The following is a 26,361-nucleotide window of genomic DNA, read 5'->3' as shown; positions in this document are numbered from 1 at the left end:
CGCGCTCGCTAGGATACTTTGCGGAGTGAGTGGTTCAGTTGCCGAACTAACGAGGGCCCGTGACGGAAAAGACTTACCCGGTCACCGATGAGGAGCTGTTCCGCTTCGCGGAATTGGGCCGCCAGGGCAGCACGTTCACCGTCCTCCGGCACGCCAGGATCGCCGAGCGGATGGGCCTGTCCGGCACCGACCACAAGACGTTCGACCTGGTCATCCGATCGGGCGGACCGTTGACCGCGGGCCGGATCGCCGAGCTGACGGGCCTGTCGACCGGCGCTGTGACCGGCGTCATCGACCGGCTGGAGAAGGTCGGCCTGGTCCGCCGGGTCCGCGATCCCGAGGATCGCCGCAAGGTACTCGTCGAGGTCGTCTCCGGGGCCGAAGAGCGCTTCGCGCCGCTCTTCCAGTCGGCCTTCGACACCCTTCGCGACACGCTGGCGCAGTTCTCCCCGGCCGAGCGAAAAGCCATCGAGCGTTATCAAAATGTCATCCTCGAACAGCTGCGTGCCGAGGTCATGCACAATTCCCGCCCCGCGTAGCTTTTCCTCAACTGCGGAGATAATGTCTCCGGCATGCCGCAATTTCGGTTGTCCGAGGCCGCGCGCCTGCTCGGCGTAAGTGACGACACCGTCCGGAGGTGGGTGCGCGCGGGTCAACTGACCGCGACCGACGACGCCGCCGGGCGCAAGGTCGTCGACGGCGCCCAGCTGGCGGGGTTCGCCCGGGCACAGGCCTCCGGCCCCGAAGACCCCTCCACCGTCGGCCGCTCCGCCCGCAACAGGTTCGTCGGGCTGGTCACCGAGGTCATCGCCGACAAGGTGATGGCCCAGGTGGAACTGCAGTGCGGGGCACACCGGGTGGTGTCCCTGATGAGTACGGAAGCCGTCCGTGAGCTGGGCCTGCGCCCGGGCGTGCTCGCGGTCGCAGTTGTCAAGGCGACCACTGTCGTTGTGGAAACACCGGAAGGAAGTAGATGAAGAAACCCGCTTTTCGGGGGTCCGGGTGGCGAAGCCCCCGGCCCGGGGCGAAGCCCCGCATGTCACAGCTTGCTCTCGCCGTCGCGGCCGTCGCCCTCTTCGCGGGCGCGTGCAGCAGCTCGGACGAGCCCAGCACGCAGTCCGGCGGGTCGTCGTTCACCGCGCCCGCGCCTAAGGGCGGCGACGACGCCGGTGGCGGCACGCTGACCGTGTTCGCCGCCGCGTCCCTCACCGAGTCGTTCACCGCGCTCGGCAAGGCGTTCGAGGCCCAGCACCCCGGCGTCACCGTGAAGTTCAGCTTCGCGGGCTCGTCCGGCCTGGTCCAGCAGTTGACCAACGGCGCGAAGGCCGACGTCTTCGCCTCGGCCGACCAGGCCAACATGGACAAAGCGGTCCAGGGCGGCGTGATCGACGGCCAGCCGGCGGTCTTCGCGACCAACAAGCTCGCCATCGCGGTCGCGCCCGGCAATCCCAAGGGCATCAAGTCCTTCGCGGACCTGAACAAGGCCGGCCTGACCGTGGTCACCTGCGCCCCGCAGGTGCCGTGCGGCTCGGCGACCAAGAAGGTCGAGCAGAGCACCGGCGTCACGCTCAAGCCGAAGAGCGAAGAGCAGGACGTCAAGCAGGTGCTGAACAAGGTCCAGTCCGGGGACGCCGACGCGGGCCTGGTCTACGTGACCGACGCCACCTCGGCCGCGGGCAAGGTCGACAAGGTCGACTTCCCCGAGGCGAGCGGCGCGATCAACGACTACCCGATCGCCGTGGTCAAGGGCGGGCAGGGCGCGCTGGCCAAGCAGTTCGACGACTTCGTCCTCGGCACCGAGGGCAAGACCGAGCTGAGCAAGGTCGGGTTCGGCCCTGCGCAGTAAGCGGCCGGCGAGCGGCCGGCCGGGATCCGTCCCGGCCGGCCGCTCGCGCGTTCCGTGGGTCCTGGCCGTCCCCGCCACGCTGGCGCTGGCGCTCGTCGTGCTGCCGGTCGTCGGCCTGCTGGTGCGCTCGGACCTGACGCGGCTGCCGGCGCTGATCGTCTCGCCGTCGTCGTGGCACGCGCTGCGGCTGTCGCTGATCACGGCGGCACTGTCCACGCTGGCCTGCGTGCTGCTCGGCGTGCCGCTGGCCGTCGTCCTCGCCCGGGCCCGGTTCCGCGGGGTCCGGCTGTTGCGCTCGGTCGTGCTGCTGCCGCTGGTGCTGCCCCCGGTCGTCGGCGGCCTCGCGCTGCTCTACCTGCTCGGCCGCAAGGGCTTCCTCGGCATGCTGATCACGACGCTGACCGGGGAGTCGGTGCCGTTCACGACGGCCGCGGTGGTCATCGCGCAGACGTTCGTCGCGATGCCGTTCCTCGTGGTCAGCCTCGAAGGCGCGCTGCGCGGCGCGGGCGACCGCTACGAGCAGGTCGCCGCGACGCTCGGCGCGCGCCCGTGGACCGTCTTCCGGCGCGTCACGCTGCCGCTGCTGCTGCCCGCGCTCGGCTCCGGCGTCGTCCTCAGCTTCGCCCGCGCGCTCGGCGAGTTCGGCGCGACGATCACCTTCGCCGGCAGCCTCGAAGACGTCACCCGCACGCTGCCGCTCGAGGTCTACACGCAGGCCGAAGTGGACATCGACAGCGCCGTGGCGCTCTCGCTGCTGCTCATCATCGTGGCGGTCGTCGTCATCGCCCTCGCGCGCCCGCGTTCGTGGGAAGGCGGCCTGCGGTGAGCCTGACCGCCCGGATCGAGGCCGTCCGCGGCTCGTTCTCGCTGGACGTGGACCTCGACGTGCCCACCGGGACGGTGCTCGCGCTGCTCGGCCCGAACGGCTCGGGCAAGTCGACCGTGCTGGGTTGTCTGTCCGGGTTGATCACGCCGACGTCGGCGGAGATCACCGTGGCCGGGCGCGCGCTGGCCGGCGTGGCGGCGCACCGCCGGGGGATCGGCCTGCTCTCGCAGGACGCGCTGCTCTTCCCACACCTGTCCGCGGCCGACAACGTCGCGTTCTCGCCGCGCTCGACCGGCGCCGGCCGCCGCGCCGCCCGGGAGCGCGCCTTCTACTGGCTGGCCGAAGTGGACGCCGTCGCGCTCGCCGACCGGCGGCCCGGGCAGCTGTCCGGCGGCCAGGCCCAGCGCGTCGCCATCGCCAGGGCGCTCGCCGCCGAGCCGGACCTGCTGTTGCTCGACGAGCCGTTCGCCGCCCTCGACGTCGACGCCGCGCCCGCGATCCGCGGCCTGCTGCGGCGGGTGCTCAAGACCGGGCCGACGACCGTCCTCGTCACGCACGACCCGCTGGACGCGCTCGCGCTCGCCGACCACGTCGCGGTGATGAACGACGGCCGGATCGTCGAACACGGCCCGACCCGTGAGGTGCTTTCGGCCCCGCGGACGGCGTTCACCGCGCGGATCGCCGGCCTCAACCTCGTCGCGGGCACGGCCGTCTCCGACGGTCTGCGGACGACGTCCGGCTCGATCGTGAGCGGGCTCCCGGCGGCCGACGTGGTGCTGGGGGAGCCGGCGGTGGCGGTGTTCCCGCCGAACGCCGTCGCCGTCTACCCGCACGACGGCGACCACCGCGGCAGCCCGCGCAACACGGCCGACGCCGTCGTCGCGGCCCTGGAACCGCACGGGCCGGTGATCCGCGTCCGCGCCGAGGGCGACGGCTGGGCGCACGGCCTGACCGCCGATTTGACGCCGGCCGCCGTGGCCGAGCTCGCACTGGAGCCCGGCTCGGCGGTGACGCTGTCGGTGAAGGCCGCGACCGTGATGGTGCACCCGGCCGCGGCCTCCTGACTCCAGCGCCCCAATGTGGCCTTGGTTGCGTTCAACGCACCCAAGGCGGCCTTCGGTGCGTTGAGCGCACCGAAGGCCACATTGGGGCGCGCGGGGCCGTGGGTCAGCCCTCGTGGTGGTGGCCGCCGCCCGGGTGGACGTGGAACTTCGCCACCTCCGGCGGGTGCACGACGAACGGCCGCATCATGCCTTCGTCCTCGTGGTCGAGGATGTGGCAGTGGTACATGAACTCGCCGGTGCCCCCGCCGAACTGGCCGGCGACGCTCACCCACTGGCCGGGGTTCACGATGATCGTGTCCTTCCAGCCCTCCTCGTACTTCTCCAGCGGGACGTCGGTGAACCCGCTGATCGGCGCCGTCGTCCGCTCCGACGCCTGGTCGAACGTCGTGGTGAAGCCACGCCGGAACAGCGCCTGGAACTCCGTCAGGTGGATGTGGACCGGGTGCGCAGGGCCGCCGTTCGCGACGTGCAGGATGTTCCACACCGCCCACCGGTCGTGGTCGATGAAGATGCCGGTCGTGTCGTCGAAGAGCCGCCCGATCATCCGGAACGTCTTCAGCCCGCCGGCCGGGTCCTGGACCTGGATGATCCCCTCGCCGCCCGGGTCCGCGTCGACCTGTTCGAGGTCCCACATCTCCGGGTGGCCCTCGGCGTTGAGCAGCAGCGCGATCCAGACGTGGTCGTGGTCCTCCGGCAGCGTCGAGCCGTGCACCAGCCGCGTGTAGGACGTCGAGACCTTCTCCGGCAGCGTGAAGGAGTCGTGCTTCGCGCGGCCGTCGACGCGGAACTCCATGAGGTCCGGCTCGATCCCGCCCAGCCGCGGGTCGGCGTTGCGCAGCTTGAGCTTCTGCCCCTTGAAGCGGCTGAAGTCGATCAGGACGTCGAAGCGCTCGGCCGGGGCGACGGTCAGACCGTTCGCCGGGAGGTGCGCGGGCGCCGGCAGCAGGCCGCCGTCGGTGCCGATCAGGCGGACGGCGTCGTTGACCGGGGTGTTGTTCTCGTCGACGAGGTTGAGCGTGAAGAACCGCGAGTTCGCGGCGTTGAGCAGCCGGAATCGGTACCACTTCGCGTCGACGTCCAGGTGCGGCCAGATCACGCCGTTGACCAGGTTGAACGGTCCCGAGAACGGGATCATCGGGCCGTTCGGGACGTACGGGAACTTGAACAGCAGCTGCCCGGTGAGCGCGCCGGTCGCCGGGTCGGTGTCCAGGTTGCGGTCGGTGATGATCAGCGGGATCTCGCGGTCGCCGTGCGGCAGGTCGAGCGCGTCCTCTTCGTCGTCGCGGATCAGGTACATCCCGGCCAGGCCGGTGTGGACGTTGAAGCGCGTGATCGCCATGGCGTGGTCGTGGTACCAGAGCGGCATCGCCGGCTGCCGGTTCTGGTACTCGGCCAGCTGCGAAGTGCCCTCGAGGCCCGCGTTGTGCGCCCAGCCGTCGTTGCCCGCGTTGGTGCGCGCGCCGTGGAGGTGCACGACGGTCCACGCCGGCAGGTCGGCGACGCCCTCGACGATCGAGTAACCGGGCTTGCCGAGCTCGCTGCCGGGACGGCTGGTCGGCGCGTCGGTGACCGGCCCCTGAACGGCGACCAACGGGAACTCGCCGTCGATTTCGTTCGACCACGAAATCCGCAGCTGCTTGCCGCTGCGCACTTCGATCGTCGGACCCGGGAAATGGCCCGCGTACGTCCACAATGCACTTTCGGGGCAATTGCGAGTGCAGTCGCTGGTGCTTGGCCACCATCGGAATGGTGATCGTTTCCCGGCCGCGGGGCCGGAGCACCGGCGGAATCGGTAGTGCGTCGAGGAACTTGGTGAGCCCCCAGTTCGGCCCGGTGGCGGCGTCGGCCGTAGCCGGGCGCTCGATGATTTCGGTCATGCGGTTTTCCCCCTTCATGTTCGGGGGCAGGACGAATTGCGCCCCGGCGCTAACGCCGGTGACGTCGAAAAGTATTCCCCCGAACCCCCTCGGTGGCCGGGAACGCGACTCCCCTCGCGATACCGGCAATTCCCACTGTAGCCGTTTTCGCGGTGGACCGCAGGTGCTTCGCGCGCGTGATAGGTTCCGCGCATGAACGAACGCCGGTGGACGTATCTCTCCGACATGGACGGCGTCCTGGTCAAGGAGGAGCACCTCGTCCCCGGGGCCGACGAGTTCCTCGCCGAGCTGAAGTCGAACGGCATCGACTTCCTGGTGCTGACGAACAACTCGATCTACACCCCGCGCGACCTGCGGGCCCGGCTGGAGCGCACCGGGCTCGACATCCCGGAGGAGTCGATCTGGACCTCGGCGCTGGCGACCGCGAAGTTCCTCTCGTCGCAGCGGCCGAACGGCTCGGCGTACGTCATCGGCGAAGCGGGCCTCACGACGGCGCTGCACGAGGTCGGCTACGTGCTGACCGAGCGCGACCCGGACTACGTCGTCCTGGGCGAGACCCGCACGTACAGCTTCAGCGCGATCACGCGCGCGATCCGGCTGATCGAGGGCGGCGCGAAGTTCATCGCGACCAACCCGGACGCGACCGGCCCGAGCGTCGAGGGCTCGATGCCCGCCACCGGGTCCGTCGCGGCCCTGATCGAGAAGGCCACCGGGCGCTCGCCGTACTACGTCGGCAAGCCGAACCCGCTGATGATGCGCTCGGCGTTGCGCCGATTGGGTGCGCATTCGGAGTCGACGCTGATGATCGGCGACCGGATGGACACCGACGTGCACTCGGGCATCGAGGCCGGTTTGCAGACGATCCTGGTGCTCACCGGCATCTCCACCCGGGAGTCGGCCGAACGCTATCCGTATCGGCCCACTCTGGTGCTGGACTCGATCGCCGACCTGATCGGGCGAACCGGCGACCCGTTCGGCGAAGGCTGACGGTGGGCCGGGTGGCCGGAGGGCTTATCGTCACCGGATGAGCAAGTCCACCTACGTTGTGGGCGACGTGCACGGCCACCGTGACGAACTGGCCGAGGCACTGCGCGCCGAGGGTCTGGTCGACGACGAAGACAACTGGTCGGGGGAAGAGGACCAGCTGTGGTTCCTCGGCGACTTCGTCGACCGCGGACCGGACGGCGTCGGCGCGATCGACCTGGTCATGCAGCTCGAGGCGCAGGCAGCCGAGGCCGGCGGTCAGGTGCAGACGCTGCTGGGCAACCACGAGATCCTGGCACTGGGGATGTACCACTTCGGCGACGAGCCGGTGCCGTCCGACTTCGGCCCGCGCAGCTTCGCCCGTAGCTGGGAAATCAACGGCGGGCTTCTGTCGGATCAGGACCGGCTGACGCCCGAGCACATCGAGTGGCTGGCGGCGCGCCCGCTGGCGGCGGTGGCGGCCGACCACCTGCTGCTGCACTCGGACACGCTGGAGTACCTCGACTGGGGGTCGACGGTCCCGGAGATCAACGAGGCCGCGGCGGAGATCCTGACGGGGTCGGACATCGAGGCGTGGTGGGACGTGTGGCGCCGCATGACGACGCGCTACGCGTTCCGCGGCCCGGACGGCGAGGAGAACGCCCAGAAGCTGATGGACGCGCTGGGCGGGTCCCGGATCGTGCACGGGCACAGCGTCATCGCGGACCAGCTGGGGATTCACCCGACGCAGATCGAGGGGCCGTTCCTGTACGCGGGCGGGAAGGCGCTGGGCGTCGACGGCGGGCTGTTCGTCGGCGGGCCGTGTCTCGTGGTGGAGCTGCCGTACGAGCCGGAGTCCTAGGCGATCTCGACGATCTCCTTGCCGAGCGGCATCAGCGACACCGGGATCATCTTGAAGTTCGCCACGCCCAGCGGGATGCCGATGATCGTGATGCACAGCGCGACGCCCGTGAACACGTGCCCGATCGCCAGCCACAGGCCGGCGAAGATGAACCAGATGACGTTGCCGAGGAAGGACGCCGCGCCCGCGTCGTGGCGTTCGACCACCGTGCGGCCGAACGGCCAGAGCGCGTAGCGCGCGATCCGGAAGGACGCGAGCCCGAACGGGATCGTCACGATCAGGACGCAGCAGATCACGCCCGCGAGCAGGTAGCCCAGTGCCATCCAGAAGCCGCACAGGACGAACCAGATGATGTTCAGCAGCGTGCGCATCAGACGTGCAGCTCCCCACTCACGATGGTGACGGCCTGGCCGGCGAGGTGGACGCGGTCGCCGTCCTGGCGAGTACGGACGATCCCGCCGCGTGCGGAAACCTGGTGGCCGGTGAGTTCTTTGCGTTGCAGCCGTTCGGACCAGTACGGCGACAGGATGCAGTGCGCCGAGCCGGTGACCGGGTCTTCGTCGATGCCGACGCCCGGGGCGAAGAAGCGGCTGACGTAGTCGTCGCCCTTCGCGGTGACGAGGAGTCGCCCTTTCCAGGTGTTCTTGAGCTTCGCGAGGTCGGGTTCGAGGTCTTTGACCGTTTCGGCATCGGTTAGGACGGCGAAGAGGTTCTCGACGCCGCGTCCGACGTACTCGATCTCGACCCCCGGGAGGATCTCGGACAGATCGTCGTCGGTCGGGGTCGGCGGGTCGGACGGGAAGTCCAGCTCGACCCAGCCACCGTCGGCCTTGGCGCGCAGCTCTCCGCTTTTCGTCGTGTAGGTCTGCTCGCCGCCGAGGACGTGCGTGACCGCGACGGTCGCGTGGCCGCACAGCGCGACCTCGACCGCCGGGGTGAACCACCTGAGCGACTTCGGGCCGGTTGCCGTCGTGACGACGAACGCGGTCTCGGCGTGCTTCATCTCAGCCGCGACGGCTTGCATCCAGCCCGGGTCGGCGGGCTCGTCCAGCAGGACGACCCCCGCGGAGTTCCCGGCGAAAGCCTGGTCGGTGAAGGCGTCGACGACGAAGAAGCGCATGCTCCCAATGTAGCCCGCGACCTGGGTGTGTTGATCTTTTCTCAGGGAGATTCAGGGGTTGTCCCCGAGGACTCCCCGATGGTCGGCTTGACGATCTTCTCGCCGTCCGGGCCGCGTTCGGGCTTGAGGTCGAAGACGTCCTCGTCGACGGCGTACTTGTTCTTGTGTTCTTTGTCGTCTTCTTTTTTCTTGCCGGCTCCCGCGCCCGCCGCTCCGGCACCTGAGCCCTTCCCCTTGGCAGCCGCGGCGGCGGTGGCTCCGCGTTCGAGCCGTTCGCCGGGCGCTTTCCCGGTCTTTCCGGCCCCGGCGGCTTTGCCTTCACCGGCGGCTTCCTTCGGGTCACCGGTGTAGCCGCCCCCGGAGACGCGGGAGCCGGCGAACCCGGTCCCGGCCCGCCCGGAGCCGATGCCGGGCTTGCTGCGGGTGATGTCGCCGCCTCCGGTGCCTCCGCCGGCCGTTCCGGGCATGGCGAGGCCGTCCGGGGTCATCCTGCCGAAGCCACCGGCGGCGGGGCCGCCGCGGAAACCGGTGTTGCCGCCACCGAAGCCGGTCCCGCCGATCCCGCTGGTGGTACCGGGCTGCACGAAGTTCGGCGGCGTGGCGCCGGGTGGCGTCACCCCGGGCGGGGTGGTGCCCCCGGGGACGTAGCTCCCGCTCGTCCCGCCGGGGCCGGTGCCGCCGATCGTGGGGGTGCCGGTGAAGCCGGTGCTGCTGGTGCCGTGGAAGCCGGAGACGGAGGTCGAGTCGTTCCCGCCCAGCTGCGGCGGCGGTGCGTAGGTGGGCTGCGAGCTGGCTGTCTCGTGGTAGGTGCCGTCGAGGTTTTGGAGCACCTGGACGGCTTGCTGGTGTGCCGCGTCGGACTGTTGTTGCTTGGCCTGGATGCCGGCCATGGTGCCGCTCATGCCGATGAGGTCGCCGGAGTTGTACTGCTGTTTGGCTTTGTCGAGCTCGGCTTGCTGGTTGAAGCCGGTGGGCTCGGGCATGTTGGTCTTGGCGTAGTGGGCTGCGGCGGACTGCTGGGAGTAGTGGTTCGACGCCAGCTGCATCGCGTTGCCGGTTTGCTCGGTGTGGCCTGCGGTGCTTTGGAAGAAGCCGTTCGCCTGGTCTGCTGCGGGGCCTTGCCATGAGCCGCCCGCTGCTGTGGCGGCGTCGCGGAACTGGTTGGAGGCGTCGGCGAGCCAGTTGCCGTACACGTTCGCTACACGGCTGCGGTCGTTGAGATCCTCGAGGTTCATGTTCTTGTGGACCATGTCGTACAGCACTTCGTGTGGCTGGTTCGCGTAGTTGTCTTCTGGCTCCGGTGCGCCGCCCCGCAGGTTTTGCCCTTCTTGCAAGAGCTTTCCCTGGGCGACCGAATAGTCCGACGCCGCTTTCTGGGTTACCCCTGGTGCGTCGGCGCCGTGGCCTTGAAGCTTCTGCTCGGTGGCCGCGTAGTAGTCACCCTCGGACTGGTGGTGCTGCGCCCGGTGCGGCTGACTCATGGCTGGACTCCGTATCAGTTGTTCTTCGGCAGCAGAGGCTCGACTTTCGGAGCGAGGTTTTCGATCTGTTTGCAGGCGCCGGCGGTGTCCGATCCGAAGGTGAGTGACATCAGGGCCCGCGAGTCTCGCACCTGGAACCGGATGGCACATTGACCCTTGACGTTCAGGGGTTCCTGTTCCTCTATCGCCGGGCGCTCGTTGACCTTCCCATCGCTGGCCTTGGCTGGGTTGTTGACGTTGTCCTTGTAGTTCCCGCCGGCCTGTAGGAACAGACCGACATCCACGGCCGGTGTGTCGCCAGACCTGGGTTTGTTGGCGTGGCAGCCGTGATCCGGGTCCGCGACCGTCTTCTCGGCTTGGGGAAAGCCTTGCCCGACAAGGGCTTGGTCGAGAATCGTGCAAGGGCTCAGGTCCGCGAAGGGATCGCCGGAATCAGCCGGTGTGCTGTTCGTGGCGGAAGCCTGCGAACTCGGGTTCGCCTGTCCGCCGACCTCACTCGTGCAGGCGGCGAGGCCGAAACCCAGAGCCAGGGCGGCGAACGCGACTGGAACGCGTCGTGCGATCACTACTCCTGCAGCCCCTCGTTCAACTTGGAAAACGTCATGCTGTGGGCATCCTCGGTCTCGCGGTAGTTCTTGCGCGCGATCACCATGGCCTCGCGCGCTTGCTCGACACCGTCCCGCATCTTTTCGAGGTTGGGTATGAGCGACTCCGGGTCGCCGTTGGCGACCTGCACGTTGAAGCTGGCGACAGCCTTGGCGTAGTTGCTGCCACCCATCTGGGCCGGATTCGCCAACTTGTAGACGTTGGTGATCATCGCGCTGAATCCATCGATGAAGAAATCGCAGGCCTTGATGTACGCCTGAAAACCTTCCTCATTCACAGCGAACTGGCCGTTCTCCGCGAGAGACTTCAGATGGCGACCGCCTTCGCCGACCTGCTGGGCAGCCTTGTCGTCTACTGGACCCGTGAGCAGTCCCGAGAGGAAGTTGGACCCCGCATCACCAGCCGCAGGTGGGGGTGTGAACGATCCCGGTGCGCCGAACTGTGATCCGCCCATGACGCCCTCCCAGCCGTCCCTCACCACCCTGCGTGGTCCCTCGCACTGTACTAGTGACGAACCGGCCGCGTCAGTGGTTCCGGCCACGCTCGTGGAGCCAGGTGCGCAGGTGAGAACCATCCGATGGGGTGAACGTCACCCGGGTTTCGCCGCCCGGTAAGGCCTCGCTGAACATCAGGAACCGGCCGCCCGCGTTGTCCACGAACGTCACCGTTCCCGCCGGCCTCAAAGCGCCGGAAACACGGACCGACAGCTCGAAAGTCCCGTACCGGTGCAGGGGCCAGGACGAAAACTCCGTCGCCGCGTCCGCGTCGCGGCGGGTGCCCGGCTCGATGAACGTCAGCTCCGCCAGCGGCACCGGCCGGTACGCCGGGAGCATGCCGACCACCAGGTCGGCCAGCCGGTCGGGCCGGGTCTGGGCGAACAGGATCTCCTCGCCCACCAGCTCCGAAAACACGCCGAGGCCGTGGCCGATGGCCGCGCGGTAGAACACCTGGCGGCCCTCCTCCACCGCGCGGACGATGATCAGCACGTCCGGCTGGGTCCACGCCCGGAGGGTCTGCTCCACCTCGATGTCCAGCTTGTCCGGACCCGCCAGGCCCCGTGCTCGCATCGACTCCCACGAAGCAGCCGCGATGCGCTCGTTCTCCGTCAGGGTCTGGCCGGGACTGCGGATCTCGAACGGGTGCCAGTTCGCCGGAAGACCGGTACGCCGGACCGCCGCGTCGACCTCAGCCAGGCCCAGTGAAAATTCCTCCGGCACGTCCCCGAGCGTAGCGGAACGGCCACCCCGCGCTCAGATGTCGAGCTGCCGCACACCCGTCTCGCGCAACGTCACCCGGCCGGCCGTCGCCCGTTCGCGCAGGCGGACGATTTCGTGCGGCTGCAAGCCGATCGCGACGCCGAACGCCTCCACGTCCGGGAACCCGCCGTGACGCTGCCGCAGCTCCAGCGCCTTGGCCACCTGCTCCGGCGAGAGCAGCTGCGCCAGCTCCGGCCCCGAAGCGGCGTTGACGTCCACCAGGGGAGTGGGCGCCGGGGGAGGCGGCGGCGCCAGCGGAGCCACATCCGCCGGGACGTAAGCCTCGATCACGTCGTTCTGGCGCAGGTCCCGGAACGCCAGCCCGACGGTGAACGCCCGCACCCCGCCGTTCGTCCGCACGGCCACCCCACCCCGGGCCAGCGACAGGATCCGCAGGTCCGCGGCGACGACCGTGCTCCGCTCGTTGAACGTCGTCCCCACCGGCCGCAGCACCCGCGCCCGCGTGCCCACGGTGAACTGCGACCCGCGCCCCTCCGGGATCTCCACCGCCGCCACCACCGAGCCGTTGCCCAGGTCGTTCAGGCCGTGCACGACCGCGACGCCTTCACGCCGCTCCAAGTGGTCGTGCGACGTCTCGTGGAACGCGGTCAGCGTGTCGCCCGCCATCGGCGGCACGTCGCACTGGAAGCCGAGCAGCACCGTGCCCGGCCGCCCGGCCGGCAGTTCCTCCACCGGCCCGGGCCCGAACAGCCCGAGCACGCGCATCGGCTGGCCTCCGCGCGACAAAGCCGTCAACGCGCCGAAGCGGAGGACACCCTCCCGGACGAGCACCTGCACGTGGAACCCGGTCAGCTGGTCGTAGGCCGGCGCGACGACCTGCGCCAGACCGTCCTGACGGGTCAAGTCAGGTCCGACGGTGTCGTCGGTGTACAGCTCCAGCGCGTCGCCGTTCCCGAGGTCGCGCCGCCCCACCGCGACGAAGACGTCCTTGAGGAACCCGGCGTCGGTCACCGGCTCGACGTCGCTGGAGAAGAACTTCTTCCGCACCATGATCCCGAGGCGCAGGTTGTCGGCCAGGATCCGGTCGGCGCGCTTCAGCCGCGCGCGGGCGCCGCGGACCGCGCGCCCGGCACTCACCTGCCCGCCGGGCAGCTCCCCGAGGCCGGGGAGGGCGACCGAGTCGTTGAGCGCCTTCCCGAACTCGATCAGCCCGACCCTGACCTCGGTCACGACGTGGCGGCCAGGGTGACGCTGATCGACTGGTCGGCGTTGACGCGCTCGGACTCGACGCGCATGCCGTTCGAAGCCGCGCGCTCCTTGAGCCGGGCGAGCACAGCGCGCTGCACTTCGGCGGCGTACGCCTCGTCGACCGACAGCACCAGCCGCTGGGCTTCGGCCTCGGCCAGGCCGGGGCCGTCGACGTGCGCCATCTGGACGCCCTCGGGGCCGTAGACGAACGTGATCCGCCGTCCTTCCCATGCGGCGACGACGGAATTGCCGTCGTCGGTGACCTGCGCCCGCAGCCCGGTCAGCGCCCGGGCCAGCAGGTCGCGGTGGCGCATCCGGGTCCGCACGGTGACGACCCCGGGCTGTGCCTGCGCGTGCGCGGCGATCGTGGCGGCGTTGAGCTGGGCCAGCGCCTCGCTGCGCAGCTTGAGCGTGACACTCATCGGTGATCCCCTTCGAGCAGCGCTTCGAGTACTTCGGTGGTGGCGAACCCGTTCAGCTCGATCGCGCCGTCCCGGGCGATCGTCAGTTCCAGGCGGTTCGGGGTGGTGAAGATCGACTCGTCGTAGCGGTCGGTCAGGAAGTGGAACCGCTGGTTCACCGAGCCCACCCACGGCCGCGAAGTCTCCGGCTGGTCGGCCAGGAAAGGCCCGTCCACCAGCAGATCCGTCGAATCGAGGAGCGTCGACGGCGGCAGCTCCTCCAGGACGCGCCCGGTGAACGTCATCACCGAAAGGCCCTCGGAACGGACCGCGGAGGCGAAGAGACCCAGCGGCCCAGGCTGGTCGAACGGCTCGCCGCCGAGCAGCGTGACGCCTTCGATCCCGGAAATCGCCAGGACGCGCGAAACCAGCTCCTGCCACGGCAAGAGCGTGCCGCCGCGGGTCGTCCACGTCTGCGGGTTGAAGCAGCCGGGGCAGCGCACCGAACAGCCCTGCGTCCACACCGCGCACCGCAGGCCGGGGCCTTCGGCCGCGGTGACGTCGACGATCCGGTGGAGGTTCAGGAGTTCCACTGCGACTGCTGTTGCGATGCCGTGTTCTCCGCGGAAGCCGACGCGCGCCGGTAGTCCTCGGTGAACTCCGACGTCACGGTCTCCGCGCCGAGCAGGTCCTCCAGCAGCGGGATGTAGTCGAGGCACTTGGACCCGGTCACGCCGTGGGTTTCGGCGCTGATCGAGCCGTCCTTGCCGATCGTGACGGTCACGCGGTGCGTCATACGTCGATCGTCCTTCCCCTCGGGGACTCCGGCAGCGGCGCCGGCACCGGCTCGGAGACCGCTTCGCCGGAGGTGTCCGTCGCTGCGACGGCCCGGGTCTCCGCCCAGTTCCGGATGGCCAGGATTTCGTCGGCCTGGGTGACCGACAGCGGCACGGTCGACTTCACCGCGCGCACGAGGTCGTCGCGGCGCAGCGGCCGCTTCTCGGCGAACGCGTCGACCAGGCCGGCCAGCACGGCCTGCTCGATCTCGGCGCCGCTGTAGCCCGCGCTGACGTCGGCGAGCTCGGTGAACAGCGCGTCGTCCATCCGCAGCTCGCTCGCCACGAAGTCGTCGGTGACGCGCCGGCGCAGGTGGATCCGCCAGATCGCGACGCGCTCGGCCGCCGAGGGCAGGTCGACGAAGAAGATCTCGTCGAAGCGGCCCTTGCGGAGGAACTCCGGCGGCAGCGAGCCGACCTGGTTCGCGGTGGCCATCACGAACACCGGCGCCGACTTCTCCTGCATCCACGACAGGAACGTGCCGAAGACGCGGCGCGCGGTACCGCCGTCGCCACCGCCGCCCGCGCCGGCGAGGCCCTTCTCGATCTCGTCGACCCACAGCACGCACGGCGCGATGCCCTCCGCGGTGCGGATGACCGTGCGGATGTTCTTCTCGCTGGAACCGACCAGGCCGGCGAAGACGCGGCCGAGGTCCAGGCGCAGCAGCGGTAGCCGCCACATGTTCGCGACGCACACCGCGGACAGGCTCTTGCCGCAGCCGGGGACGCCGGTGAGCAGCAGGCCCTTCGGCGCCGCGAGGTTGTACGCCGACGCGGCGGGCGTCCAGGTGCCGGTGCGCTTGGTGAGCCACCGCTTGAGCCGGTCGAGGCCGCCGACGGCGTCGAAGCTCGTTTCCGCGGGGACGATGTCGAGCATCCCGGATCGGCGGACGGCCTGGCGCTTCTCGGCGAGGATCAGTTCCAGGTCACTGGGGTCGAGCCCGCCGCCTTCGACGAGCGCCCTGGCGAACGCGTTCTCGGCCTCGGGCAGCGTCAGCCCGCGCGCGGCGGCGACGATCATGTCCCGGTCGTCGCGGTCGATGCTGATCCGGACGTTCTGCCGGTGCGCGGCGACCATGCCGTCGAGCAGCTCGCCGATCTGGCGCTGGTCGGGCAGCGGGAAGTCGACGACGGTGGCGTCGTGCTCCAGCTCCGGCGGCACGGGAAGCGACGGCGACACGAGGATCAGGCTGAGCGGCACCGGCCGCGTCTTGAACGCGGCGGCGAGCTCCCGCAGCCTGCGCACGACCTCGGGGTCCGGTCGGTGGCCGCCCTCGGAGACCAGCTGCGGGTGCAGGTCGGCGAAGACGAAGACGGCGGGCTCGCCCCAGCCGTAGACGCGTTCGAGAGCGGCCGATGCGGCGCGCGTCTCGCTGATCGGCGGGCCGCCCGCCGGAGCCAGCCCGGTGGTGGATGACCACACGTACACACGACGCGGCGTGCGCAGCCGTTGCGCGTCTTCGGCCACCGCGCGGATCTCCCGCAGCACCCGCTGCTCTTCGTGCGTCTCGACGACCAGCAGCGGGTAGCGAGCCTGCAGCAGCTGGGTCAGCTCGTCGCGAAACCCCTGGCCGGCCATCGATCCCCCTCGAAGTCGGTTCGGACCCTACCAACCCCGGCGACCGGTCACGCGTCGACGACGAGGACCTCGTAGGTCGGGCTGGTGGGCGGGTAGCCGCTGAAGATGTGGGAGTTGACGACGGCGAGCCGGTCGCCGATCTTCGCCGCCGAGACCGGCTGGTCGAACAGCGGATCGGTGATCGTGCCGGCGGGATCGCCGTGGCCGAGGTCGCCGTTCAGGCACCACCGGCTGATCGTGTCGTCGAGCTGCACCGCCCAGAGCCGGTGCCCTTCGAGCACCAGACTGACCACGCTCGGCGCGTTCACCCCCGCGATCTCCTTGCTGACTCCGGTGCGCGGGTCGATCGTGTACACCTTGCCGGGCGTCGTGGCGGCCACGAGCAGGGTGTCGCCGGCGGGTGTGGCGATGATGTCGTTCATGAAGAAGTTGCCAGGGGAACCGCCGGCCCCCGGCCCGCTCAGCCGCAGGGTCCGCGGCGTTCCGAGCACGCCACCCAGGTTCGGCACGAAGAACAGCTGCGGGTGGTAGGAGTCGGTGAACCAGGCGCCGTACGGGGTGACCACCACGTCGTTGACGTAGGACGTCTGCGGGTCGCCGAAGGTGAAGTCCGCGACCTTCGCCTTGGTGCGGACGTTGTAGACGTAGGCCTTGCCGCCGTTCCCGCCGGCGACGAACAGCAGGTCGTAGCGCCGGTCCAGGTCCACCCCGGCGGCCATCGCACCGGGCGGCGCCTCGATGAAGCGCTCGGCGGTTCCTCGCTTGAGGTCCTCGCGGAAGATGGTGCCGGCGATGAGGTCGCCGGTGTAGTACGTGCCGCCGCCGGCGGCGGTGATGCCCTCGGCGGACGTGGCGCCGGGCAGCACGATCACCCGCGTCGCCGCCGACGCCGGCGCGGCCACGGTGAGCGCGAGCAGCAGGATCGCCGCGGGCAGAGCCAGGATTCTTCGCATCGGGTTCCCCTCCCCAGTGGTCCTCTCCCTCACGGCATCCTGCCACCGGTCCGGGTCGCCGGCGAAGAACTTTCCGTACGACGGCCCCGAGCAGTCGCGACCGGCGGGTTCGCTTCCTAGACTCGGGGCGCCCGACGAAGACGTCTACGGGAGGCACCATGCCTGATGCGCCCGCCCTGCCGAGCTATGCCTCGGGGATCTCCGAGGTTCCGCTGCTCGGGGACACCATCGGTGACAACTTCGATCGGACGGTGGCCGCGTTCGGGGATCGTGACGCCCTGGTCGACCGGACCGCCGGCCGGCGGTGGACCTACCGGGAGCTGGCCGCCGAAGTGAACGCGCTCGCGCTGGGCCTCGTCGCGCAGGGCATCGGGAAGGGCGACCGGGTGGGGATCTGGTCGCCGAACCGGGCGGAATGGACGTTCCTCCAGTACGCGACCGCGAAGATCGGCGCGATCCTCGTCAACATCAACCCCGCCTACCGGTCGCACGAGCTGGAGTACGTGCTGAACCAGGCCGGGATCCGCCTGCTCGTCGCGTCGGACGCGTTCAAGACGTCCGACTACCCCGCGATGGTCGACGAGGTCCGCGAGAAGTGCGCCGCGCTGGACCACGTCGTGATCCTCGGCGGCGAGAGCTGGCAGGCGCTGATGGACGCCGGCTGGCAGGGCGATCCGTCGGCCCTGGCCGAAAAGCAGGCCGCCCTTTCCGCCGACGACCCGATCAACATCCAGTACACCTCGGGCACGACCGGCTTCCCCAAGGGCGCCACCCTCAGCCACCACAACATCCTCAACAACGGCTACTTCGTCGGCGAGCTCTGCAACTACACCGAGCACGACAAGGTGTGCATCCCGGTGCCCTTCTACCACTGCTTCGGCATGGTGATGGGCAACCTCGCGTGCACCAGCCACGGCTCCTGCATGGTGATCCCGGCGCCGGCGTTCGACCCTCGCGCGACGCTCGAAGCCGTCGCCGCCGAGCAGTGCACGTCCCTCTACGGCGTGCCGACGATGTTCATCGCCGAGCTGAACCACCCGGACTTCGCGAGCTTCGACCTGTCGTCGCTGCGAACCGGGATCATGGCGGGCTCGCCGTGCCCGGTCGAGGTGATGAAGCAGGTCATCGACCGGATGGGCATGAGCGAGGTGTCCATTTGCTACGGCATGACCGAAACGTCGCCGGTGTCGACGCAGACCCGCTCGGACGACTCGATCGAGCGTCGCGTGTCGACCGTCGGGCGGGTCGGGCCGCACCTGGAGGTCAAGGTCGTCGACCCGGAGACCGGGCTGACGGTGCCGCGCGGCGAGCCGGGCGAGCTGTGCACGCGCGGGTACTCGGTCATGCTCGGGTACTGGGAGCAGGCGGACAAGACGGCGGAGGCGATCGACGCGGCCCGCTGGATGCACACCGGCGACCTGGCGGTCATGGACGGCGACGGGTACGTCAACATCACCGGCCGCATCAAGGACATGGTCATCCGCGGCGGGGAAAACCTGTACCCGCGGGAGATCGAGGAATTCCTCTACACGCACCCGGACATCCTGGACGCGCAGGTCATCGGCGTCCCGGACGAGAAGTACGGCGAAGAGCTGATGGCCTGGGTCCGGATGCGCGAAGGCGCTTCGCCGTTGACCGCGGAGAAGGTGCGCGAGTTCTGCGAAGGCAAGCTGGCGCGCTACAAGATCCCGCGGTACGTGCACGTCGTCGAGGAGTTCCCGATGACGGTGACCGGCAAGGTGCGCAAGGTCGAGATGCGTGAGAAGTCGATCAGCCTGCTGGGGCTGGAAAAGGCGGCGGCGGCGAAGCACGCCTAAACCGCGCGGGACGTCCGGGCGTTGGCCCTTCGCGACTTCGCGAAGGGAGGAGAGCGATGATCATCCTCAGCTGGGACTGGTAAGCGCTGAAAGCTCGTGAAGGCCGCTTGCGAGCGGCCTTCACGAGCGAGCGTCCTCAAGAAACCGCCGCAGCCGCCTCCGCGATCGCCTTCGCGTCTTCTTCGCCGAAGGTGTCTTCGAGGTGTTCGGGCGAGTAGTCCAGGTCGATCTGCTCCACCGGCATCCCGCGCGCCGACTCGATCGCGCCCAGGCGGCGCTGGGCCCGGTCCGCCGCGTACTGGATGATCTCCTCCGGGTCGTTGTCGAAGGGGACCTCCTCGAACTGGTCCTGCACCCACTGGATCATGCTGAGCGCGTGCGGCAGCAGCTCGCCCATCCGCTGCTGGACCGCGTCCCACAGCGAGTCGTCCGCGGCGACGTGCCGGCGGCACGTGAACGTCCCCCACGCCATGTGCCGGCGCTCGTCGTCGCCGATGCGGCGGACCAGCTCCTGCATGCCCGGCAGGATGTCGTGCTGCGTGCAGATCAGCTGCCACGAGTAGTAACCCGTCAGCGCGAGGCTGCCCTCGATCACGTGGTTGTACGTCACGCTCGCGCGGATTTGGTTGAGCGGGCTGGGATCGTCCTCCAGCGCCCGCAGCGACTGCGGTAGTTCCTCGTAGAACAGCTTGCGGTAGTGCGGGTTCTCGGCGACGTACGGGTGGAGGTCCTGCGTCAGCCCGACGGCGTCCATCCAGCGCCGGAACACTTCCGTGTGCTTGGCTTCCTCGAAGCAGAACTGCGTCAGGTACATCTCGTCGCCGAAGCGCCCGGTCGCCGACATCGCGCGCATGAACGGCTGGATGTCCTCGGTGACGGCCTCTTCTCCGGCGATGAACTGCGCGACCAGGTACGTCGTGCTGCGCTTCTGCTCGTCGTTCAGCGTGTCCCAGCCTTCGCGTTCGCGGCTGAAGTCGATGTCGGCGGGGTTCCAGAACTTCTTGTTGCCCTTGGCGAACAGGCGCAGCGGGAACGAGTCCCAGTTCAGGCCGCCCTTGCGCAGGGAAGAGAAGCCGGTCCGTAGTTCGGCGAGCGTGTCGGTCATGGTGTCACTCCGATAGACGATTCAGTGGACGAATTGGCGGATGGCGGGGGCCAGCACGGCGGTGACGGCGTCGGCCGCCTCCGTCGCCGAGTGCGTCGGGAGCACCAGGTGCGACAGGGAAAGCCGCACGACGGTCTCCGCGAGCAGGGCCGCGGACTCCGTGGACAGGCCGGGCTCGAACTCCCGGTACTGCTCGGCGGCGAGGTCGGCGGCCGCGGTGAGGATCGGCTCGCCCCGGGTCGTGAGCAGCGGCAGCAGGTCCTCGCCGGCTTCGGTGCCGAGCGCCGCCGCGACCAGGCGGTTCTCCCGCGCGTGCTCGATCGTGTAGACGACGGCGTGGTGGATGCCCGCCAGGAGCCCGTCCGCCGTTTCGAACCGCTGCCGGATCCCGTCGAGGAACTCCGACGCGGTGCGCAGCGCCACCGCCTGGGTCAGCGCCGCCTTGTTGCCGAACTCGTTGTAGACGGTCTGCCTGCTCACCCCGGCCCGGGTCGCGACGTCGGCCATCCGCAGCCCGGCGTAGCCGCCCTCCGGCAGCAGGTCCGCGGCGGCGTCGAGCAAGGCTTCCCGGAGGGACGCCTTCGTCCGGTCAGTGAAGCTGGTCACACCCTCACCTTGACACAGAAGTCTCCGCTGTCAAGGCGCTGTACATGATCGGTTGACGTGTAAATCTGTCGGTGGTGGTGGCTAACGTGTCGGTTGGATCAGATCAGCGGCGCGGAGCGCCTCGGTTGAGGGTGGTGGTGGGGGCATGGATGGAATCACCGTGGGATTCGACCTCGACATGACATTGATCGATGCGCGGCCGGGCATGGCCGCGGCGATGAACGCGCTCGGCGTCGAATCCGGCCTGCCGCTGGACGGCGATGCGTTCGCGGCCAACCTCGGCCCGCCCCTCGACGACATCCTGCGCGGCTTCGAAGCGCCCGAGGAACGCATCCCGGGCCTCGTCGACCGGTTCCGCGCGCTGTACCCGGACATGGTCGTGCCGAGCACGGTCGCGCTGCCGGGCGCGGTCGAGTCGCTGCGGGCAGTCCGGAACGCCGGTGGGCGCACCCTGGTCGTCACCGGCAAGTACGGGCCCAACGCGCAGCTGCACGTGGACGCGCTCGGTCTCGACGTCGACGAGGTCGTCGGCGAACTGTGGTCGACGCGGAAGGCGGAGGCGCTCCTGGCGCACGACGCGCGCGTATATGTCGGAGATCACGCCGGCGACATCCGCGGCGCGCTGGCCGCCAACGCGATCGCGGTCGGCGTCACGACCGGTCCGTGCGACCGCGCGCTCTTGCTGAGCGAAGGCGCCGAAGTGGTGTTCGAGTCGCTGACGGAGTTCCCGGACTGGTTCGAGCGGACCTTCGCGGCCGTCTCTTAACTCTTGGCGCGCGCCTCGCGGACCAGCGCGATCAAGCCCAGCAGCAGACCCAGCGGGGTGACGACACCGGCGCCGACGGACAGCCAGATCGGCAGGTTCTCCAGACCGGCGGCGAACATGATGAACACAGCGAGCACGGCGAGCATGCCGATGCCGAACAAGCCGATGCCGAGGCGCATGAGGAACGGTTTGCCGGGGGTAGCCACCGCGGCCTCCTTCGACGTGGTCTTCATGACGCAGAGGGTATCCGCCGGTATCGACTTCTCCCCAGGGCATGTGGCGAGATACCCTTTCAGGAGCGCGCCCTGGGTACGCCCCCGGGCGCGTTCGTCATGAGCGGACAGCAGAAGGACTGGTGAGGGAAGTGCCGACCGGCAAGGTCAAGTGGTACGACGCGGAGAAGGGGTTCGGCTTCGTCACGCAGGACGACGGTGGCGCCGACGTCTACATTCGCAAGGCCGCGCTGCCGCAGGGCATCGAGGGGCTCAAGGCCGGGCAGCGGCTCGAGTTCGGCGTCGCCGACGGCCGCCGCGGGCCGCAGGCCCTTTCCGTCCGGCTGATCGACGCGCCGCCGTCCGTCGTCGAGGCGCGCCGTCGCCCCGCGGAGGAGCTGCACGGCCTGATCGAGGACATGATCAAGCTCCTCGAACTGAAGGTGCAGCCGGACCTGCGGCGCAACCGCTACCCGGACCGCAAGCACACCAAGCAGATCGGCGAGATCCTGCGCGGGGTGGCTCGGGACCTCGATCCCTAAACCCTCAGGCCTCCAGCCGGAGACCCCACACGTCGCTGGGCAGCAGGCCCGATTCGCCGGTGCTCGAGTTCAGCACGGCCGTGTACCGCTGCACGTCGACCGCCGAGATGCGGTCGGCGGGCGTCGGCGGGGTGACGGTGTAGGCGTAGCGGTCCAGTGACGTGAACGGGATCGGGTCGCTCTGCTTGTACTCGCCCTGCGGGGTCACGTACTCGTAGACGATCTGCCACGGCGCGTCCGCGACCTCGCCGGGCACCGAGATCTGCACGGGCTTGCCCGGGCGGACCTTCAGCGTCCGCGTGTCGCCCTTGGCGCTGCACGGCTGTGCGAGCTGCTGGGAGTAGTCACACGTCAGCACCGGCGTGGTGTTGATGGTGTGGCCGTCGGCGTAGAAGGTGACCTCGGCCGGGCCGGGCGCCGAGCAGCCGGCCACCGCGAACCCACCGGCCGCAAGCAGGGCCACCACCCGGGAACGTCGCATGTGCGCAGAGCCTACCGGCGGGCCGACGGGTCCCTGGGCAGGCCCTGGGCCGGGAAGCTGCCGGTCGGCTCGGGGCGCAGCGGCCGGTCGCCGCCGAGGCCCGGCAAGAGCGAGCCGCCGCGGCGCACCAGGTACGTCTGGGTCATCCCGATCGCCAGCAGGACGGTGATCACGAGGAAGCCGATCCAGTACGTCGGCGGCAGCAGCAGGCCGACCGCGCCGCCCATGCACCAGGCCAGCTGCAGCACGGTCTCCGAGCGGCCGAACGCCGACGCGCGCGACTCCTCGGGCAGGTCTTCCTGGATGACGGCGTCGAGGCTGATCTTGGCCAGCGCGCTGGCCGTGGCGCCGATCAGGCCGACGATCGCGGCCGTGGCCAGGCCGGGCAGGATCGTCGCGACCAGCGCGGCCAGCACACAGCCCGCCACGCACCCGACGATCACCTGGTCCGGGTTGCCGAAGTGCAGGCGCGAGCCCAGCGCGTTGCCGAGGAACCCGCCGGTGCCCGCGGCGGCGCCGATCACGCCGAGCAGCAGCAGCTGCATGAACGGCGTCTGCCCGCTGCCTTCGGTCTGGGCCTTCACCGCGAACGCGGCGAACATCATGAGGAAGCCGGTGAGGATGCGCACCGAGCCGTTGCCCCACAGCGCGACGACGATGTGGCGCCCCATCGGCTGGCGCCGCTTCTTCTCCGTCGGGTGGGCCAGGAGCGACGTCGGCACCTCGCCCTCGGTCGCCTCGACCCAGGCCGGGATGCGCATCGACTGCACGGCGGCGGCGACGCAGATCAGCGCGGTGAACCAGAGCGCGCCCGCCGAGCCGGAGATCGCGTTGATGCCGCTCGCCAGCGCGCCGAACACGCCCGCGGCAACCAGGCCGAACGTCGTCAGCCGGGCGTTGGTCTTGGAGAGCGTGATCTCCGACGGCAGCACCCGGGGCGTCACCGCGGCCTTGAGCACGGTGAACGACTTCGAGAGCACCATCATCCCGAGCGCGGCGGGGTAGAGCAGCCAGTCGTCGAAGTGCAGCGCCATCACGACGGCCATCAGTCCCTGGCCGACCGACGACGCGCACATCGCCAGCCGCCTGCCCCGCTGCACCTTGTCGAGCGCGGGGCCGATCACCGGCGCGACCAGCGCGAACGGCGCGATCGTGATCAGCAGGTAGAGCGCGACCTTGCCCTTGCTCTCCCCGCTGGTCGCGGCGAAGAACAGGGTGTTGGCCAGCGCGATCGCCATCGCCGCGTCGCTGGCGTAGTTCAGCATCACGGCGTAGGTCAGCGAGGTGAGGCCCGACTTCTCGGCGCCGTCGGCCTTCGTCGCGCGCTGGAAGGCGCCGACGGCCTGGCCGGTCAGCTGCCGGCTGCGCATCGCCGCGACCCGCGTGACCGTGATCTTCTTCGGCAGCTTCGGCGTGCCGCCCGGGGTGTGCGGCTCTTCCCTCGGCGGCAGAGGCTCTGGCTCGGGCGGCCGCGGTTCGCCCGCGTAGCCGCCGGTGTCGTAGTGCTCGTACTCGCCGCTGCCGGGACGGTGTTCGCCCTGGTAGAAGCCGGGCTGCTCGCGGCGGACCGGCTCGGTGCGGTTCGGGTCGTAGGGCCGGGCGCCACGCGGCGGCGGTGGGCGGTGCCCCATCGGCGCGGCGGCGGTCGGGGCCTCGTTCGCGTTCGGCGCGGGGTCGCCGTAGTAAGCGCCACGCGGCGGTGGTGGCGGCGGGACGGGCCGCTCGACGCGGGTAGGCGGCGGCGCCGCGCTCCGGTGCTCGGCGCGGGTGTGCTCCGCCCGGGTGGGGGCGACGGCTTCCCGCCACGGTTTGGCCTGCGCTGCGCCCGGCTCCGGCGTCCAGCGTCGCTTCGACTTCCGGCCGCGCTGCTGCGAGCCGGAGCCGTCGGAGCGGGAGCCGAAGAGTGCCACGTCTCAATCCTGCCTTACCGGGGGTCGGTTCCGCCTGCTCATCCGTGCTTCAGTCGTTCTTGGGGACGAACCTCACCCGGAACGTGACCTGCCACTGCTTCCCGGTGAGGAGGAACTCGTCCGTGCCCGGCACGGCGGCTATGCCGTTGAGCACGTCCTCGGTGCCGGTTCTGTTCAGCTGCGCGCGCAGCTGACCTGCGTCGATCATCGCGGTGACGTGTCCGGTCGCGGCGTCGACGCGCAGGATGGTGTCGGTGTGCCAAACGTTTGCGTAGACGTCGCCGCCCACGCACTCGAGCTCGTTGAGCTGGTCCCGCCCGACGTCGACGCCGCCGGTGACGGCGAAGGTCTTCGGGTCGCGGAAGGTCAGCCGGGACGAGCCGTTGCTCATGACGAGCCGCCCGTCGGCCTGGTGGCACAGCCCCCAGCCTTCGCCCTGGAAGGGCACCCGGCGCAGCTCGGCGAGGGTTTTCGAGTCGCGTTCGATCGCGAAGCCGTCCTGCCAGGTGAGCTGCCACAGCGTCGGCCCGAGGACGGTGACGCCCTCGCCGAAGAGGGGCGAGGGGAGCGTGGCCGTGGTCTGGGGTGGTCCGCCGGGCGGTCCGGCGGTGAGCATCGACTGCCCGGCGAGGCCGGTGCTCTCGTAGAGGGTGTCGCCGGCGAACTCGAGGCCTTCGGTGAAGGCGGCGGGGTCGTGCGGCAAGGTCGAGACCACCTGGACGGTCAGCTGTTCCGGGCTCGTCTCCTGGCCGGGGGCACCGGCGCAGCCGCCCAGCGCGGCGGCCACCAGCAGCGTGGTGATGATCGGCGTGCGCACATGAACAGCCTGGCACGGGCGCCGAGGATGCGTGCGGCACAATTGGCCGCATGACGCTGCTGCTGACCCTCGACGACGGTTCCGTGCAGCGCAAGCTCGCCGATGCGGTGGAGTTCGCGCGCGCGGCAGTGCTCGACAAAACGCCCGAGGAGCAGATCGGCACCCACGTGGGTGTTTCGCGTGAGGACGCAGTCACGGCGAGTCACTTGTTCGAGGCCCAGGTACCGGGCCATCGCGGCTGGCGCTGGTGCGTGACGGTCGCCCTGGCGGGCGACGACGAGCCGGTGACGGTCAGCGAGGTCGTGCTGGTGCCGGGCCCGTCGGCCTTGGTCGCACCGGCGTGGGTCCCGTGGGAGCGCCGCGTCCGAGCGGGCGACCTGGGCGTCGGCGACATCTTCCCGACGGACGAGAACGACCCCCGCCTGGCCCCGGCGTACCTGCAGTCGGACGACCCGGCGGTGGAGGAGGTCTCCCGCGACGCGGGTCTGGGCCGCGTCCACGTGCTGTCCCGCTTCGGCCGGACGGAGGCGGCGTCCCGCTGGCACGGCGGCGAGTTCGGGCCGCGCTCGGACATGGCGCGCAGCGCGCCGGACGTGTGCGGGACGTGCGGGTTCTTCGTGCCGCTGGCGGGTTCGCTGCGCGGCGTGTTCGGGGTGTGCGGCAACGACATCGCCCCGGCGGACGGCCACGTGGTGGACGTGGAGTACGGCTGCGGCGCGCATTCCGAGGTCGAGGTCGAGGTGACGTCGTCGGTCCCGGTGGCAGAGCTGGTGTACGACGACTCGCTGCTGGACTTCACCCCGGTTCCCGCGGAGGTTGTCGAGACGGCGGCGGCCGAGCCGGAGACGGCGATCGCGGAGGCGGACGTATCACCGGCGGAGGTGGAGCCGGAGATCATCGCCGAGGCGGCTGATGTCGAGGCGGCAGGTGCCGAGGCGGCTGGTGTCGAGGCGGTCGCGACCGAGGCGGCCGATGTGGTTGCTGAGCCGGTCGCAGCCGAGGCGACTGATGCGGCTGCTGAGCCAGTTGCGGCCGATGCGGAGCCGGTGCCGGTTGAGGTGGTCGGTGTGGTTGCCGAGCCGGTCGCGGCCGAGGCGACGGGTGCGGCTGCTGAGCCGGTTGCGGCCGAGGCCGAGCCGGTCCAGGTTGAGGCGCCCGGTGGGGTTGCCGAGCCGGTCGCGGGCGAGGCGATGGATGCGGTTGCTGAGCCGGTTGCGGCCGATGCG

Annotated in this window: 29 protein-coding genes and 1 pseudogene; 11 read left to right on the top strand and 19 right to left on the bottom strand. The window is 70.1% G+C overall.

What is annotated here, in order from left to right; translation table 11 throughout:
• Positions 1-59 precede the first annotated feature (59 nt).
• The 5 genes from AB0M59_RS35120 (at position 60) to AB0M59_RS35100 (ending at position 3,736) form a co-directional block, all read left to right on the top strand.
• Positions 60-539: a MarR family transcriptional regulator gene (locus AB0M59_RS35120; protein WP_364624040.1), complete on the top strand. Its 480-nt coding sequence runs from the start codon at positions 60-62 to the stop codon at positions 537-539.
• 33 nt (positions 540-572) lie between these two features.
• Positions 573-977, top strand: coding sequence for a helix-turn-helix transcriptional regulator (locus AB0M59_RS35115; protein ID WP_086675206.1), 405 nt, complete (start codon positions 573-575; stop codon positions 975-977).
• A gap of 59 nt (positions 978-1,036) precedes the next feature.
• Positions 1,037-1,846: a molybdate ABC transporter substrate-binding protein gene (gene modA, locus AB0M59_RS35110; protein WP_364624038.1), complete on the top strand. Its 810-nt coding sequence runs from the start codon at positions 1,037-1,039 to the stop codon at positions 1,844-1,846.
• A 61-nt stretch (positions 1,847-1,907) separates the two neighbouring features.
• Positions 1,908-2,672 (top strand): ABC transporter permease, encoded by a 765-nt coding sequence (locus AB0M59_RS35105; RefSeq protein ID WP_364624108.1) that lies wholly within the window; start codon positions 1,908-1,910, stop codon positions 2,670-2,672.
• Positions 2,669-3,736 (top strand): ATP-binding cassette domain-containing protein, encoded by a 1,068-nt coding sequence (locus AB0M59_RS35100; protein WP_364624036.1) that lies wholly within the window; start codon positions 2,669-2,671, stop codon positions 3,734-3,736. Before AB0M59_RS35105 ends, AB0M59_RS35100 begins: the two co-directional genes overlap by 4 nt.
• A 103-nt stretch (positions 3,737-3,839) precedes the next feature.
• Here AB0M59_RS35100 and AB0M59_RS35095 read toward each other — a convergent pair whose 3' ends face one another.
• A complete protein-coding gene (locus AB0M59_RS35095) occupies positions 3,840-5,429 on the bottom strand; it encodes a multicopper oxidase domain-containing protein (protein WP_364624034.1) in 1,590 nt (529 codons plus the stop codon).
• A 376-nt stretch (positions 5,430-5,805) separates the two neighbouring features.
• On the opposite strand from AB0M59_RS35095, the gene AB0M59_RS35090 reads away from it, so the two are divergent.
• The gene (locus AB0M59_RS35090; protein ID WP_364364508.1) at positions 5,806-6,600 is read left to right on the top strand and encodes an HAD-IIA family hydrolase; all 795 of its coding nucleotides are present in this window, start codon (positions 5,806-5,808) and stop codon (positions 6,598-6,600) included.
• Between the two features lie 37 nt (positions 6,601-6,637).
• Positions 6,638-7,438 (top strand): metallophosphoesterase, encoded by an 801-nt coding sequence (locus tag AB0M59_RS35085; RefSeq protein ID WP_364364505.1) that lies wholly within the window; start codon positions 6,638-6,640, stop codon positions 7,436-7,438.
• Here AB0M59_RS35085 and AB0M59_RS35080 read toward each other — a convergent pair.
• From AB0M59_RS35080 to AB0M59_RS35025, 12 genes are all read right to left on the bottom strand, one after another.
• The gene (locus AB0M59_RS35080) at positions 7,435-7,809 is read right to left on the bottom strand and encodes a YccF domain-containing protein (RefSeq protein ID WP_364624032.1); all 375 of its coding nucleotides are present in this window, start codon (positions 7,807-7,809) and stop codon (positions 7,435-7,437) included. The two genes, AB0M59_RS35085 and AB0M59_RS35080, sit on opposite strands and share 4 nt — an antisense overlap.
• Entirely contained in the window at positions 7,809-8,558 is a 750-nt protein-coding gene (locus AB0M59_RS35075; RefSeq protein ID WP_364624030.1) for a PhzF family phenazine biosynthesis protein, read from the bottom strand. The genes AB0M59_RS35080 and AB0M59_RS35075 overlap by 1 nt, the downstream gene beginning before the upstream one ends.
• A gap of 41 nt (positions 8,559-8,599) precedes the next feature.
• A complete protein-coding gene (locus AB0M59_RS35070) occupies positions 8,600-10,039 on the bottom strand; it encodes a hypothetical protein (RefSeq protein ID WP_364624029.1) in 1,440 nt (479 codons plus the stop codon).
• Positions 10,040-10,053: 14 nt separating this feature from the next.
• The gene (locus tag AB0M59_RS35065; RefSeq protein ID WP_364624027.1) at positions 10,054-10,605 is read right to left on the bottom strand and encodes a DUF3558 family protein; all 552 of its coding nucleotides are present in this window, start codon (positions 10,603-10,605) and stop codon (positions 10,054-10,056) included.
• Positions 10,605-11,099 (bottom strand): hypothetical protein, encoded by a 495-nt coding sequence (locus AB0M59_RS35060; protein WP_364624025.1) that lies wholly within the window; start codon positions 11,097-11,099, stop codon positions 10,605-10,607. Before AB0M59_RS35060 ends, AB0M59_RS35065 begins: the two co-directional genes overlap by 1 nt.
• Before the next feature lie 70 nt (positions 11,100-11,169).
• Entirely contained in the window at positions 11,170-11,862 is a 693-nt protein-coding gene (locus AB0M59_RS35055; RefSeq protein ID WP_364624023.1) for an ESX secretion-associated protein EspG, read from the bottom strand.
• A gap of 33 nt (positions 11,863-11,895) precedes the next feature.
• Entirely contained in the window at positions 11,896-13,092 is a 1,197-nt protein-coding gene (locus AB0M59_RS35050) for a hypothetical protein (RefSeq protein ID WP_364624021.1), read from the bottom strand.
• Positions 13,089-13,532: a hypothetical protein gene (locus AB0M59_RS35045; RefSeq protein WP_364624019.1), complete on the bottom strand. Its 444-nt coding sequence runs from the start codon at positions 13,530-13,532 to the stop codon at positions 13,089-13,091. The genes AB0M59_RS35050 and AB0M59_RS35045 overlap by 4 nt, the downstream gene beginning before the upstream one ends.
• The gene (locus AB0M59_RS35040; RefSeq protein ID WP_364624017.1) at positions 13,529-14,104 is read right to left on the bottom strand and encodes a 4Fe-4S single cluster domain-containing protein; all 576 of its coding nucleotides are present in this window, start codon (positions 14,102-14,104) and stop codon (positions 13,529-13,531) included. The genes AB0M59_RS35045 and AB0M59_RS35040 overlap by 4 nt, the downstream gene beginning before the upstream one ends.
• Complete coding sequence (locus tag AB0M59_RS35035) at positions 14,092-14,307, bottom strand: DUF2997 domain-containing protein (protein ID WP_364624015.1); 216 nt, start codon at positions 14,305-14,307, stop codon at positions 14,092-14,094. The genes AB0M59_RS35040 and AB0M59_RS35035 overlap by 13 nt, the downstream gene beginning before the upstream one ends.
• A complete protein-coding gene (locus AB0M59_RS35030) occupies positions 14,304-15,926 on the bottom strand; it encodes an AAA family ATPase (protein WP_364624014.1) in 1,623 nt (540 codons plus the stop codon). Before AB0M59_RS35030 ends, AB0M59_RS35035 begins: the two co-directional genes overlap by 4 nt.
• Positions 15,927-15,973: 47 nt before the next feature.
• A complete protein-coding gene (locus AB0M59_RS35025; RefSeq protein ID WP_364624012.1) occupies positions 15,974-16,879 on the bottom strand; it encodes a hypothetical protein in 906 nt (301 codons plus the stop codon).
• A 158-nt stretch (positions 16,880-17,037) separates the two neighbouring features.
• On the opposite strand from AB0M59_RS35025, the gene AB0M59_RS35020 reads away from it, so the two are divergent.
• On the top strand, positions 17,038-18,696 hold the full coding sequence (locus AB0M59_RS35020) for an AMP-binding protein (RefSeq protein WP_364624011.1): 1,659 nt from the start codon (positions 17,038-17,040) through the stop codon (positions 18,694-18,696).
• A gap of 136 nt (positions 18,697-18,832) precedes the next feature.
• Here the strand turns inward: AB0M59_RS35020 and AB0M59_RS35015 are convergent, their stop codons facing one another.
• Both AB0M59_RS35015 and AB0M59_RS35010 read right to left on the bottom strand, forming a co-directional pair.
• Complete coding sequence (locus AB0M59_RS35015) at positions 18,833-19,801, bottom strand: R2-like ligand-binding oxidase (protein WP_364624009.1); 969 nt, start codon at positions 19,799-19,801, stop codon at positions 18,833-18,835.
• Between the two features lie 21 nt (positions 19,802-19,822).
• Complete coding sequence (locus tag AB0M59_RS35010) at positions 19,823-20,407, bottom strand: TetR family transcriptional regulator (protein WP_364624007.1); 585 nt, start codon at positions 20,405-20,407, stop codon at positions 19,823-19,825.
• A gap of 145 nt (positions 20,408-20,552) precedes the next feature.
• On the opposite strand from AB0M59_RS35010, the gene AB0M59_RS35005 reads away from it, so the two are divergent.
• On the top strand, positions 20,553-21,173 hold the full coding sequence (locus AB0M59_RS35005) for an HAD family hydrolase (RefSeq protein WP_364624005.1): 621 nt from the start codon (positions 20,553-20,555) through the stop codon (positions 21,171-21,173).
• Here the strand turns inward: AB0M59_RS35005 and AB0M59_RS35000 are convergent.
• Positions 21,170-21,406: a hypothetical protein gene (locus tag AB0M59_RS35000; RefSeq protein WP_364624003.1), complete on the bottom strand. Its 237-nt coding sequence runs from the start codon at positions 21,404-21,406 to the stop codon at positions 21,170-21,172. The genes AB0M59_RS35005 and AB0M59_RS35000 overlap by 4 nt on opposite strands.
• 131 nt (positions 21,407-21,537) lie before the next feature.
• Here AB0M59_RS35000 and AB0M59_RS34995 point away from each other — a divergent pair, with 131 nt between their 5' ends.
• Positions 21,538-21,927 (top strand): cold-shock protein, encoded by a 390-nt coding sequence (locus AB0M59_RS34995; RefSeq protein WP_364624106.1) that lies wholly within the window; start codon positions 21,538-21,540, stop codon positions 21,925-21,927.
• 4 nt (positions 21,928-21,931) lie between these two features.
• Here AB0M59_RS34995 and AB0M59_RS34990 read toward each other — a convergent pair whose 3' ends face one another.
• From AB0M59_RS34990 to AB0M59_RS34980, 3 genes are read right to left on the bottom strand one after another with little or no spacing between them, the layout of a single operon-like run.
• Entirely contained in the window at positions 21,932-22,408 is a 477-nt protein-coding gene (locus tag AB0M59_RS34990) for a DUF2771 family protein (RefSeq protein ID WP_364624001.1), read from the bottom strand.
• A gap of 11 nt (positions 22,409-22,419) precedes the next feature.
• Positions 22,420-24,318: an MFS transporter gene (locus AB0M59_RS34985; RefSeq protein WP_364623999.1), complete on the bottom strand. Its 1,899-nt coding sequence runs from the start codon at positions 24,316-24,318 to the stop codon at positions 22,420-22,422.
• 49 nt (positions 24,319-24,367) lie between these two features.
• The gene (locus tag AB0M59_RS34980; protein ID WP_364623997.1) at positions 24,368-25,135 is read right to left on the bottom strand and encodes a glutaminyl-peptide cyclotransferase; all 768 of its coding nucleotides are present in this window, start codon (positions 25,133-25,135) and stop codon (positions 24,368-24,370) included.
• 50 nt (positions 25,136-25,185) lie between these two features.
• Between AB0M59_RS34980 and AB0M59_RS34975 the strand changes: the two are divergent.
• A pseudogene (locus AB0M59_RS34975) lies at positions 25,186-25,941 on the top strand (DUF3027 domain-containing protein); the annotation flags it as partial.
• Between the last annotated feature and the right edge of the window lie 420 nt (positions 25,942-26,361).

The organism is Amycolatopsis sp. NPDC051371 (assembly GCF_040682155.1).
Taxonomy (GTDB): domain Bacteria; phylum Actinomycetota; class Actinomycetes; order Mycobacteriales; family Pseudonocardiaceae; genus Amycolatopsis.
Note: the sequence above shows the minus strand (reverse complement) of the source record. Positions and strands in the feature narration are given on the sequence as shown.